At 66.5% G+C, this 11,847-nt stretch carries 12 protein-coding genes; 6 read left to right on the top strand and 6 right to left on the bottom strand.

The window, feature by feature from the left end:
• Positions 1-18 precede the first annotated feature (18 nt).
• The gene (locus tag FBZ87_RS18080) at positions 19-1,782 is read right to left on the bottom strand and encodes a ShlB/FhaC/HecB family hemolysin secretion/activation protein (RefSeq protein ID WP_246134471.1); all 1,764 of its coding nucleotides are present in this window, start codon (positions 1,780-1,782) and stop codon (positions 19-21) included.
• 740 nt (positions 1,783-2,522) lie between these two features.
• On the opposite strand from FBZ87_RS18080, the gene FBZ87_RS18075 reads away from it, so the two are divergent.
• The 6 genes from FBZ87_RS18075 to FBZ87_RS18050 all read left to right on the top strand — a co-directional run bounded on the left by FBZ87_RS18075 (position 2,523) and on the right by FBZ87_RS18050 (position 7,131).
• Positions 2,523-2,834, top strand: coding sequence for a co-chaperone GroES (locus FBZ87_RS18075; RefSeq protein WP_145611910.1), 312 nt, complete (start codon positions 2,523-2,525; stop codon positions 2,832-2,834).
• A 27-nt stretch (positions 2,835-2,861) separates the two neighbouring features.
• Complete coding sequence (groL, locus tag FBZ87_RS18070) at positions 2,862-4,481, top strand: chaperonin GroEL (protein WP_145611908.1); 1,620 nt, start codon at positions 2,862-2,864, stop codon at positions 4,479-4,481.
• 240 nt (positions 4,482-4,721) lie between these two features.
• Complete coding sequence (locus tag FBZ87_RS18065; RefSeq protein ID WP_211106988.1) at positions 4,722-5,192, top strand: Hsp20 family protein; 471 nt, start codon at positions 4,722-4,724, stop codon at positions 5,190-5,192.
• Positions 5,193-5,335: 143 nt separating this feature from the next.
• The gene (locus FBZ87_RS18060) at positions 5,336-5,830 is read left to right on the top strand and encodes a hypothetical protein (protein WP_145611904.1); all 495 of its coding nucleotides are present in this window, start codon (positions 5,336-5,338) and stop codon (positions 5,828-5,830) included.
• Between the two features lie 15 nt (positions 5,831-5,845).
• Positions 5,846-6,751: a DnaJ C-terminal domain-containing protein gene (locus tag FBZ87_RS18055; RefSeq protein ID WP_145611902.1), complete on the top strand. Its 906-nt coding sequence runs from the start codon at positions 5,846-5,848 to the stop codon at positions 6,749-6,751.
• Positions 6,752-6,867: 116 nt separating this feature from the next.
• Positions 6,868-7,131, top strand: a complete 264-nt coding sequence (locus tag FBZ87_RS18050) for an usg protein (RefSeq protein WP_040844215.1) — start codon at positions 6,868-6,870, stop codon at positions 7,129-7,131.
• A 21-nt stretch (positions 7,132-7,152) separates the two neighbouring features.
• Here the strand turns inward: FBZ87_RS18050 and FBZ87_RS18045 are convergent, their stop codons facing one another.
• The 5 genes from FBZ87_RS18045 to FBZ87_RS18025 are packed head-to-tail and all read right to left on the bottom strand — an operon-like array spanning position 7,153 to position 11,817.
• The gene (locus FBZ87_RS18045; RefSeq protein ID WP_145611900.1) at positions 7,153-7,905 is read right to left on the bottom strand and encodes a DsbA family protein; all 753 of its coding nucleotides are present in this window, start codon (positions 7,903-7,905) and stop codon (positions 7,153-7,155) included.
• Between the two features lie 30 nt (positions 7,906-7,935).
• Entirely contained in the window at positions 7,936-8,508 is a 573-nt protein-coding gene (locus FBZ87_RS18040) for a type II secretion system protein (RefSeq protein ID WP_186454831.1), read from the bottom strand.
• On the bottom strand, positions 8,508-8,900 hold the full coding sequence (locus FBZ87_RS18035; RefSeq protein WP_211106987.1) for a type II secretion system protein: 393 nt from the start codon (positions 8,898-8,900) through the stop codon (positions 8,508-8,510). Before FBZ87_RS18035 ends, FBZ87_RS18040 begins: the two co-directional genes overlap by 1 nt.
• 5 nt (positions 8,901-8,905) lie before the next feature.
• Positions 8,906-9,391 carry a type II secretion system protein gene (locus FBZ87_RS18030; RefSeq protein ID WP_145611896.1) on the bottom strand — a complete coding sequence of 162 codons (486 nt, stop codon included), beginning with the start codon at positions 9,389-9,391 and terminating at the stop codon, positions 8,906-8,908.
• On the bottom strand, positions 9,388-11,817 hold the full coding sequence (locus tag FBZ87_RS18025; RefSeq protein WP_246134470.1) for a secretin N-terminal domain-containing protein: 2,430 nt from the start codon (positions 11,815-11,817) through the stop codon (positions 9,388-9,390). The genes FBZ87_RS18030 and FBZ87_RS18025 overlap by 4 nt, the downstream gene beginning before the upstream one ends.
• Positions 11,818-11,847: the final 30 nt, after the last annotated feature.

The raw sequence follows: 11,847 nt of genomic DNA, 5'->3' as shown, positions 1-11,847 counted from the left end.
GATTTCCCCGTTCCGATCTCAGTAGTGCGCCGTGATGCTGAAGAAGACCCGGGTCGGCTTTCCGCCCTGGGTTTGAACCTGGCGGTCCAGCGGCTGATCGACCTCGAGGGTCGTGAACAGCTCTTTGGCCATGTTGATGCGGACACCGCCGCCCACCGACGCCACGGTGACGCGACCCGTGGGGCGGTAGTTGGACAGGCTCCACACCCGGCCGCCGTCGAACACGGCGTAGAACTGCATCCCTTCGGGGAACAGCTCGGGCACGACGGGCGTGTAGCGCAGCTCCAGCGAGCCGGCCCAGCCGTTGTCGCCAGAGATCTCGCCCTCGTCATAGGCGCGGCCGAAGTTGGGGCCGCCCAGCGCCATCTCCTCGCTGGCCAGCAGGGGCGCCAGCGACATTTGCGCCGTGGCCGTGGCAAGGAGGCTGAAGTTGGCCGGCAGCTGCTGGACGCGGGTCACGTCCACCGTGAACTTGGTGAAGTCGGCGTTGCCACCCAGACGCGAGGCGTAGTCGGACTTGCGCGGTGTCGCGTTCAGGATGTCCAGGCCCTGGTGCACGGTGCCGCGCACGGCGGTGATGCCGTCCCAGGTGTCGGTCTTGTCGTAGCTGACGCCGGCGCGGAAGATGCGAAGGTGGTCCTGGTTGAACAGGTCGGCGCCCAGCGTGGTGCGGATGTCGCGGTACTCGAACTCCCCGAAGGCGCGCAGGTTTTCCAGGCGCGAGCGGATGATGGGATAGGTGACGGTGCCCGTCTCGGACGCCACGCGGCTGTGGACGTTCAACTGGTCCAGCTCCTGCCCCGGGCTGGCGCGGGAGAAGCTGGAGGTCAGGCCGGCCGTCAGCCCGTCGCTGCTGAACATGCCCTGGTAGCCGCCCTGGACGAACCATTCACGGCGGAAGGGGGTGGACACCTTGCTGGTCAGGGTCAGGCGGTCGGCATGCTCGCCGAAGCTGTTGACCGAGACGGAACCCACCCATTCAAAGGCGCCGACATAGGGCGTGTTGCGGTTGTCGAAGGCCAGCGAGGCATCGACTGCCTTGCGTTCCGACTTCACCACGATGATGGAGGCGCCCAGGATGGTGGGCGATGGCTCCAGGCTGGCGCGCACCGTCAGGCCGGGCAGGTCGTCGGCCAGCAGCAGGCGCCGCTCGATCTCGCCCACGCTGATGGGGGTGACGCCGCGCAAGGGTTCCAGCAGGCGGGCGACGGCCGCACGGGCCGGGCCGATGTCGTCGTCGAACCGGATGTCGGCGACGAAGCCCTCAATCACCTGGATGCGGAAGTGGCCGTCCTCGATGGTCTGCTCCGGCACCACGACCCGGCTGGTGATATAGCCGGCCTCGCGATAGCGTACCTCGATGTCGTTGGCGACCTTGAACATGTCGGCCACGGTGACCGTTTTGCCCACCAGGCTGGCGTAGAAGGCCGCCAGTTCATCGGCCGGGAAGGCGGTGGCGCCTTCGATTGCGACCCCCTTCAGCGCAAAGCTGTACTGCTCGGCCCCCTGCGGCGCCTGGGCCGCCGTCGCCTTGGGCACGGTGATGGCGCCGCCGGGTGCGCCAGGCGTGGGCATGACCGGCCGAGGCGCCTCGCGACCCGGTTCGGCACCGGACGGCAGCCGCGGCGGCTGGGCCTGCTGCGCCAGCGCCGGCAGGGTGATGAACAAGGCCGCCGTCGTCAGGGCCGCCATTCTCAGGGCACGTCGGCTACGCCCCGGGACCGCCCGCTTGTGGGCCATGCGCGCGTAGGGCGACAGGGGGGGTTGGGCGGTCTTGGTCATTTCCAGGGGTACCTTGGGGCTTAAGCGACGGCGGACGGGATGGCGGCGGCAAACAACGGAAAACCCGGTCCCCAGGGTGTCGAACCTGGATGGGACCGGCGGGCAAGAACGGCTCAGGCGAAAGGGGGATGGGGCTGGAGAATCAGCTACTTTCGGATATATCGCTTTTGAGGGTGGTGCGACAATGGCGCACTAGAACGGCGATAGTCAATAGCGCAGCACTTAATAAAGAGTGAATGTTGGAAGAGTGAAAATTTACGACAATATGTGATGATTTGTGATACCGCCCCTAAAACGGGAATTTTTGCCCGTAAATGTCAGAATTAGTCAGTTATAATCGCGGCAGTTACGGTCAAACATTGGCGACGTGAACAACTTAATATTTCGTGGACGAGCAATTTAATTCAAATAAGTACAATTGTATGCGTAATTGAAAAAGCAATGTGAGACACTGGGAATGTTCAAAACGACCGCGCCTATACCCAAGGCATAGGCAACCGACCGGCTGAGGCATCTGGTCCGGGCGCAATGCCCACTTGGCACCGGGTCACCGTCCTTGGCCTGCCACCGCGGCGGTCCATTGGGGCGGTGGAACCGGGGTCGGAAATTTTTGGCCCAGCCCCTGCGCCACCCCTCTTGACACGGATTCCGGACTGAATAAATTTTTGCCGCGGTCCGGCCCAGAAGGGCGGGCCGCCTTAGAAATCCATGGCATTCGCTTGTAATGAGGAGTGACCCCCATGCGATTCCGCCCCTTGCACGACCGCGTCGTCGTGCGCCGCGTTGACAGCGAGCAGAAGACCGCTGGCGGCATCATCATCCCCGATACCGTCAAGGAAAAGCCCCAGGAGGGCGTGGTGCTCGCCGTTGGTCCCGGCACCCGGGACGAGCAGGGCCATGTCATCGACCTGAACGTCCGGGTCGGCGACCGCGTGCTGTTCGGCAAATGGTCCGGCACCGAGGTCAAGATAGACGGCGAGGATCTCCTGATCATGAAGGAGAGCGACATCCTCGGCGTCATCGACACCAGCGCGGCCCGCAAAGCCGCCTGAGGCAGTACATTATCACGGGAGAAGGAAATGGCAGCCAAGGACGTGAAGTTCTCGGCCGATGCCCGCGCGCGCCTGCTGCGGGGCGTCGACATCCTGGCGGACGCTGTCAAGGTCACGCTGGGTCCCAAGGGTCGCAACGTCGTCATCGAGAAGAGCTTCGGCGCGCCCCGCATCACCAAGGACGGCGTGACCGTCGCCAAGGAAATCGAGCTGGCCGACAAGTTCGAGAACATGGGCGCACAGATGCTGCGCGAGGTGGCGTCCAAGCAGAACGACCTGGCGGGTGACGGCACCACCACCGCCACCGTGCTGGCCCAGGCGATCGTGCGCGAGGGCGCCAAGGCCGTGGCCGCCGGCATGAACCCCATGGACCTGCGGCGCGGCGTCGATTTGGCCGTGGAGGCCGTCGTGGCCGAGCTGAAGGGCAAGGCCAAGAAGATCACCACCAACGCCGAGATCGCCCAGGTTGGCACCATCTCGGCCAATGGTGAGGCCGAGATCGGCGAGATGATCGCCAAGGCTATGGGAAAGGTGGGCCATGAGGGCGTGATCACGGTGGAAGAGGCGAAGAGCTTCGACACCGAACTGGACATCGTCGAGGGTATGCAGTTCGACCGGGGCTATGTCTCGCCCTATTTCGTGACCAACGCCGACAAGATGACCGTGGAGCTGGAGGACCCTTACATCCTCATCCATGAAAAGAAGCTGTCCGGCCTGCAAGCCCTGCTGCCGGTGCTGGAGCGGGTGGTGCAGAGCGGCCGGCCGCTGCTGATCATTTCCGAGGATGTGGAGGGCGAGGCGCTGGCCACCCTGGTGGTGAACAAGTTGCGCGGCGGCCTGCGCGTGGCGGCGGTGAAGGCGCCGGGCTTCGGCGACCGCCGCAAGGCCATGCTGGAGGATATCGCCATCCTCACCAGCGGCCAGGTCATCTCCGAAGACCTGGGCATCAAGCTCGACACCGTCACCATCGACATGCTGGGCCGGGCCAAGAAAGTGGTCATCGGCAAGGACAACACCACCATCGTCGAAGGGGCGGGCGCCAAGGATGCCCTCCAGGCGCGGTGCGCCCAGATCCGGGCGCAGATCGAGGAGACCACCTCGGACTACGACCGTGAGAAGCTGCAGGAGCGTCTGGCGAAGCTGGCGGGCGGCGTTGCCGTCATCCGCGTGGGCGGCGCCACCGAGGTCGACGTGAAGGAGCGCAAGGACCGCGTCGACGACGCCATGCACGCCACCCGCGCGGCGGTGGAGGAAGGCATTCTGCCGGGCGGCGGCGTGGCGCTGGCCCGGGCGGTGAAGGCCTTGGAGGGGCTGAAGCCGGCCAACGACGACCAGCGCATGGGTGTGGACATCATCCGCAAGGCCCTGCAGGCGCCGGTGCGTCAGATCGCGGCCAACGCCGGCTACGATGGGTCGGTGGTCGTTGGCAAGGTCACCGACAACCCGGACTACAACTGGGGCTTCGACGCCCAGGCCGGGCAGTACCGCGACCTGGTGGCCGCCGGTATCATCGACCCGGCCAAGGTGGTGCGAACCGCCCTGCAGGACGCGGCCTCCATCGCCGGCCTGCTGATCACCACCGAGGCCATGGTCGCGCAGCTGCCGGAGAAGAAACCCGCCCCCCCGGCGCCGGCGGATTTCGACTGACCGCGTCATAACATAATAGCCTAATTATACTTGGCCACGGCGGGGTTCGCCGCCGTGGTTACTGTCATTTCGCTAAAGAGAATTATCCGAAGATCCGCCTATACCAAATTCATTATTGATGTTTTGCCAATATTCACTATATTCATAAGTGCTGGATGCCGATTGCGGATCCGGCCCGAACCGGCTCCCGGGTGGGTCCCGGGGCCGCTCGTACCTCGTTGCTCAATGGAGGACATGGCTATGAGCGCTTTTGATTTTTCGCCCCTGTTTCGTTCCGGCGTTGGCTTCGACCGTCTGGCCTCTGTGCTGGAACAGCTGTCCACCACGACACCGGCGGACAGCTATCCCCCGTACGACATCCTGAAAACCGGTGAGAACGCTTATCGCATCGTTGTCGCCCTCGCGGGCTGGTCCGCCGACGAACTGGCCCTGACCGCCCATCCCAATTTGCTCATCGTTCAGGGCCGCAAAGCCGCTGAGGAAAAGGCGCAGTATCTGCACCATGGCCTGTCGGCCCGGTCGTTCGAGCGCCGTTTCGAGCTGGCGGATTTCGTTTTCGTTGATCGCGCCTCGCTGGAAAACGGCCTGCTGACCATCGATCTGAAGCGCGAGTTGCCGGAGGCCATGAAGCCCCGGCGCATCGAAATCCTGTCCGGTGGCGCCAATCCGCGCCTGGAAGAGCATCAAGCCGGCGAAAAGCAAGCCGCCTGAGGCCGAAGATGAAGGGAGCCGCCGCCGGCGTTCGCGCCGGCGGCGCGTCACTGGCCCGATGTCACCGCTTCACCTTGACGTTGCCGGTGCCGCGACAAGGACCGGCTGTTTGAACCGGTATCGCTCGTGAGGAGGGTATCGCCATGTTTCCGGTTGTCACCACCTTGGTCCGCTCCGCCGTCGCGCTGGCGGCTGATGGCGCGGGTCGCGCCGCGGCGGCGGGGACCTGCCTGTCGGCCTTGCGCCTGCTGCGCCAGCTTGTCGTGCAGGCGGATGGCGAGGTGTCCGCCGCCACGCTGATCGATGGCAGCGTTGGCGCCTGCCTGCTGCAGCACAAGCTGACCGCCTTGAAGGAGGTGGGCGAGGTGCCGCCGGCAATCCCCTTGCCGGCCCCCAGCCTGCCGGGAACGCGGGAATACGCCTTGGCCTGCGATATGGTCGACAACCTGGTGATGGTTCATCAGCAGATGCCGGGCAACCAGGCCCTGGTGCAGGCCTGCGCCGAGGTCCTGTCTGCCCTGGTGGGCCAGATGGACGGCCTGCCGGATTCGGGCGCGCTGCTTGACCTTCTGCGTGATGGTGCCGCCGACACGGGCGATGGGATGGGCGTGTCCATCCGTACGCTTCCCCTTCATTGAGCGCGTGCACGATAGATGCGCAATCCCTATGACATCCTGGGCGTATCGCGGAGCGCCTCGGCCGAGGAAATCCGCCGGGCATACCGCAAGCTCGCCAAAGCCCATCATCCGGATCTCAACCAGAGCCGCCCCGACGCGGAGCGCGCCTTCAAGGAGATCACCGCCGCCTATGACCTGCTGTCGGATGCCATAAAACGGGCCCGCTTCGACCGCGGGGAAATCGACGCCGACGGCAATGAGCGGCCGCAGGCCCATGCACGGCGCCACTATGCCGGCGCGCCCGGCGGCGGCTTCCAGTTCACGTCCAACACCGGCGGGATGGGCGGCTTTGAGGACATTATCGCCGACATGTTCGGCGGCGGCGGTTTCCGGGCCGGCGCCGGTCCGCGCAAAGGCAAGGACATATCGGTCAACATCACCGTGGACTTCGTTGAGGCGGCGAAAGGCGGGCGCCATCGTGTGACCCTGCCCGACGGGACCCGGCTGGACGTGGACCTGCCGCCAGGGCTCGAAGAAGGGGGCAAGGTCCGGCTGCGCGGCCGGGGCGCCCCGGGGACCGCTGGCGGACCTGCTGGCGACGCGCTGGTCACGGTGTCGGTGCGGCCCCATCCATGGTTCAGGCGCGAGCGGGAAGATGTGTACCTGGACCTGCCCGTCACCCTGCACGAGGCGGTTTTCGGTGCCAAGGTGCGGGTTCCAACCATCGACGGTTCCGTCCTGATGACCATCCCCAAGGGGGCCAACGACGGCACCCGGCTGCGGTTGAAGGGACGCGGCATATCCTCAGCGGGTGCTCGGGGTAACCAATACGTGACCGTGCGCCTGGCCTTACCGCCATCGCCTGACCCGGCGCTGGAATCCTTCCTGCGGACTTGGCGGCCGGCCGAGTACAACCCCCGCAAGCCCATGGAGGGGAATTGATGGCAGCAGCCACTGCCGTCGGCTGCTAACTATCTGGAGATATTAGATAAATATTGACGCGCGGCACTCCGGTGATGCCAGAATTCCATCCTCCGCACCCTGGTTGGAAGGACGTCATGACGGACTTGGAAAAGCAACTTTTGGGCTGGCGCCTAACCACCGCTGAGATCATCTATCGCATGCCCGACCATCCCGGCTTGCTGCAAGCCTATCTGTGGCAGGAGCTGGACCAGGCGCCCCGTTTCCCGCAACTCCGCCAGTTCCTCGATTTTTGGGAGGCTCGGCTGGACGGTCGCATCCATCGGGTGACGGTGGTGTCGGCGGCCCTGGTCCGGCCTGCGGAAATCCGCCACGGGCAGGACGCGGGCTGGCTGCACTGACGGCCCGTCGCGCTGTTCCGGTCAGGGCGTCTTGGCGGCCCGCGCGGCGGCGATGGCCTTGACCAGGGCGTCGGGCGTCATGGCGCCGGAATGCACGGTGTCGCCGATGACCAGGCCGGGCGTGCCCCGGATGCCGATGGTTTGGGCCAGGGCGCGGGTGCGCTGCAGCCGGACGACGATGTCCGCCGACTGGCTGTCCCGCTCCAGCCGGGCGGTGTCCAGCCCGACGCCGGCGGCGATCTCTTTCACGCGCGCTTCGGTCAGCTGGTGTTCCGGCGTCTTGTCCGCCATCAGGGCGGCGTGCAGCGCCGGGTATTTGCCCTGCTGCTGGGCCGCAAGGGCATAGCGCGCCGCGATTTCCGAGCCGGGGCCCAGGACGGCCAGTTCCTTCAGCACCACGCGGACGCCGGGATCGGTCTTCACCACCGCCTCCAGCGTCGGTGCCATCATCTTGCAGTAGGGGCATTCGTCATCGAAGAACTCCACGATGGTGACGTCGCCCTTGGGGTTGCCCAGGATCGCGTCTCCGGCATCGGCCAGCAGGGCGTCGTGGTTGGCGGCCAGGGTGGCGCGGGTCTGGGCATCCCGCTCCGCCGCCTGTTTGGCTGCCAGGGCCTGCTGCATTTCCGTCAGCACTTCGGGGTGGGCCAAGAGATAGGCGTGAATGCGGGCGTCGAGATCATCCGGCTGCCGGGTGGCCTGTTGCCCGGCCTGGGCGGCGGTGCCGGCCAGCATCAGGCAGGATGTGATCAGGGCGGAAAGGGCGGTTCGCACGGGCTTCTGGTCCTGGAATTGGTGAAGGGATCAGCGGGGACCGGAGGGGCCGGCGCTGGGGCTGGCTGGCGGGGACGCGCCTGGGCCCAGCGGAATGGGTCGCGAGGGCAGCTGGGAATTACGGGCCGGTGCCTGGGTGAAGACCCAGTCGGCATAGCTGTTGCGGTTACGGAAGTCCTGGTAGGCCGCCGGGAAATTGTCCTGCTTGATGGGATGCCCCGGCGCGCGGCTGTAGATGCCGATGATGCCGGCGCCATCCGGGCTCATGACCAGGCCCCAGGGCTGGCCGCCGCCCAAGGGGTCGGGCGGTACCCGGCGCAGGTAACGGCGCACACCGGGATAGCGCGGGTCGCGCATCAGATCCTGCAAGGTGCGGGGCCAGCGGGGCAGGCCGGCGGGCGTGCTGTCGGCATAGCTGCGCAAGGCGGTGCGGAAGTCCGATCCGATGTCGAGCAAGCTTTCCTCAGCCAGGCGCCGTTGCATCAGGGCGCCGGCCTGCAGGCTGGCTGCGGCCACCACCCCGATGATGGCCAGGATGATCAGCAGGCCCAGGTAGGTGAAGCCCGCTTCATCGGGGCGGATGGCGTCACGGCGGTCCCGCATCACATGTCCCCGAAGGCCTTGCCGTCATGGCTGGTACCCGGCGCCCCGCTTTTGATGTCGTAGACGTTACCGGTGAACTGCTCCTCCGGCGGGACGATGATCCACGCGCTGTCGCTGTCGGCCACCGGATCGAAGGGCAACGCGCGCAGGTAGTGCTTCTGCACCAGTTCGTCCAAGGCCTCGGGGTAACGGCCGGTATCGCCGTAGAACTTGTCGATGGCGTCGCGGGTGACGCGCAGGTTTTCCGCCAGCACCCGCTCCTTTGATATGTCGATGGCGTGGTAGTAGCGGGGCAAGGCCAGGCTCAGCAGCATGCCGATGATGGCCATCACCACCAGCAGCTCCACCAGCGTGAAGCCGGCGGTCCGTTTCTTCGCCGCGCGTCGCGCCATGGTCCTCACCATTTGTTGTAGGGGACGCCGTTCAGGCCGACGCGGGGGCTGGCGGCGTAGACGTCATAGACGTCGCCGCCTTCCTGCGGGTCGTCGGGTTCGCTGGCATAGCTGCGCTTGGCCCAGGTGGCGGCATCGGCCAAGTCGGGGTCGCTGGCCAGCGGGTTGCGCGGCACCCGGCGCAGGAAATAGATCTTGTGCTTCTCTGGATCCTTCTGGTCCTCCACCCCCGCCACCAGCACGTCCAGGTCGGGGGGATAGCCGGTGGTCCCGGCCTCCTTGGCGATACGGCCGTCGTCACTGGCGCGGTGATAGGCGTCGATGGCTGCGCGGATGTCGCGCAAGGCGCGGCGCAGCTCCGTCTCCTGTGTCCGCTGGGTCGCCACCTGGGCCACCGGCAGGACCAGCGTGGCCAGCAGGCCGACGATGGCCAGGGTGACCAGCAGCTCCACCAGCGTGAACCCCGCCTCTGAGGTGCGTTGTCCCGTCATTTGGCGGCGATCTGCACGGTGTAGGGGCTGGGCGACAGCAGGGTGACGGGCACCCCATCCACCCCGATGGGGGAGGCGGAGGCCACCTGCACATTGGCCGGCCCGGTGGCCAGCGCCTTGAAGGTCACCGTGGCCAGGACGCCCTGGCTGGTGACGCCGGCCCCCCCGGTGCTGCTATCGGCGATGATGACTTGGCCGTTGCCCAGGCGGCTGGAGAAGCTGGTGCTGGCGCCGCTCTGCTTCAGGAACGGCCCTTCCGCGATGTTGGTGACCTGCAGCCTGGCGGCATCGAAGCCCAGGGTGACGGGGAAGCTGGTGACCCCCTGCGTCGCCTGCGCCAGCAGGTTCACCGTGACGGTGCCGCCCACCGTCGCCTGGTTGGTGCCCTGCAGCTGCAGCTGGGCAGTGCCGGCTCCGGGCACGGCGCCCACCGCCCCTTCCTCCGCCCCGCCGACGGTGCCGCCCACGCCATTCTGGCTGAGGCCGAGGCCCAGGTCGTTCACCGCACCCGTGCCGCCGCCGGTGGTGGACGCACCGTTGCCGCCATTGATTCCGCTGGTGGGGTTCGGGGCCGCAGGCGGCATGGGCGACACCGGGGCCACGGTGGTGGTGACGGTGGGGGTGGTGGAAACGCTGCCGCCGCCGGAACCGGGCAGGGCGGTGTGCATGCTGGTTTCCGTGCCGGCGTTGAACATGGCGTCGTTCACGTCCGGCCGTTGCAGGTTGCGCACCAGATGCGGGGTGATGGACAGGACGATTTCCGTCTTCTGGTCGTCGTCCGTCGTGGCGCCGAACAGGCGGCCCAGCACGGGCACGTCGCCCAGGCCCGGCAGCTTGTTGCCCGAGGTGCGTTCCTGGCTGTCGATCAAGCCGGCCAGCACATCGGTTTCCCCATTCTTCAGACGCAACGCCGTGCTGGCCGTGCGGGTGCCGATCTCGTAGGCGCTGGTGCCGGTCTGCGTCGTCACCTGGCGGATGATGCTGCTGACCTCCAGCGTCAGCTTGATGCCGACGTTGTCGTCCAGGTAGATCGTGGGCTCCACATTCAGGGTCAGGCCCACGTCGATGTAGTTCACCGACTGCGACAGGAATCCGGTCGAGGTGGCGGTGGAGGTGATGTTGGGCAGCCGTTGCCCGATCAGGATCTTGGCCTTCTCATGGTTGCGCACCCGGATGCGCGGGTTGGTCAGCAGCCGAGCGTCGGAGTCCTGCAGGTTGGCGTTGGCCGTGGCGCTGCCCACGCTGACGCCGATGTTGCGCGTGGTCTGGTGTGTCAGGTCATACAGCGACACGGCGGAACTGGTGCTGGCGCTGCCGCTGCTGCCGCCCGAGGAACCGCTGGAGGAGCTGTCGCCGCCCGTCGTCAGGCTGCCCAGGGGGGAGGGCTGGAAACTGGCGGAGGCCGGCCATTGGATGCCGAAGTTCTGCAGCTTGCTGCGCTGGATCTCCAGCACCTCCACATCCAGCATGACCTCGGGATCCGGCACGTCCTCCACCGCCACCAGCTTTTCCGCCATGCGGATGGCCTCGGGCGTGTCGCGCACGATGACCATGTTCAGCTTTTCGTCCACCGCGATGTCGCGCACCTTGATGATGGTCTTCAGGGTGTTGGCGATGGTCTTGGCCTCGGCGTTGGCCAGGTAGAAGGTGCGGACGCTCAGCTCCTGATAGTCTTTCTGCTTGGCCTGGGTGTTGGGGTAGATCAGGACCGTGTTGCCGTCCAGCACCTGCTGTTCAAGCTGGTTAGTCAGCAGCACCAGGCGCACCGCCGCCTCGATGGTGCTGTTCTTCAGGAAGATGGACGTGCGCTGGTCCGTCTTCACATCCTTGTCGAACAGGAAGTTCAGGCCCGAGGTATGGGCGATCACCTCGAACACCTGTTTAAGGCTGACGTCCTTGAACTCGATGGTGATGGGCTTGCGGTAGACCTGGGCCAGCCGCGCCTGGGGCGTGCTGGCCGCCAGGCGGGTGTCGATGGCCTGCTTCAGCGCCAGGGCGCGCGGATCGGCCGGCGCCTCCGTCAGCACGCGGGCCAGCTTCTGGCTGGCGGCGTCCACCTGGCCGCGCGACAGCAGGGCGTCGGCCTCGTTCATCCAGCCGGCCTGCCGGGCGCGGGCCTCCAGCGCCGCCAAGCCGTCCTGCGCGCGCTCGTAATTGGCGTTGAGGCTGAGGGCGTGGCGGTAAAGGCCGCGCGCCTCGTCGTACGAGCCGGCGGCGGCTAACTTGTCCGCCCGCTCCACATCCGTGGTCAGGGCCCGTTCCCGCGTCTGCAGATAGGCGGTGCGCACCTGCACGTCGCGCGGATCCTGGCGATAGGCCTCCTGCAGCTTGGCCAGGCCGTCGTCCATCTTGCCTTCGGCCACCAGGTCCACGCCGTCCTGATAGGCGGAATGCCCGGCACAGGCCGTCAGCGCCACGCTGAGCATCAGGGAAATCCCCTTGCGCGCGGCGGCCCG

Source organism: Nitrospirillum amazonense (assembly GCF_007828035.1).
In the GTDB taxonomy this organism is placed as follows: domain Bacteria; phylum Pseudomonadota; class Alphaproteobacteria; order Azospirillales; family Azospirillaceae; genus Nitrospirillum; species Nitrospirillum amazonense.
The sequence above is the reverse complement of the archived record's forward strand: the minus strand, read 5'-3'. Positions and strand labels throughout refer to the sequence as shown.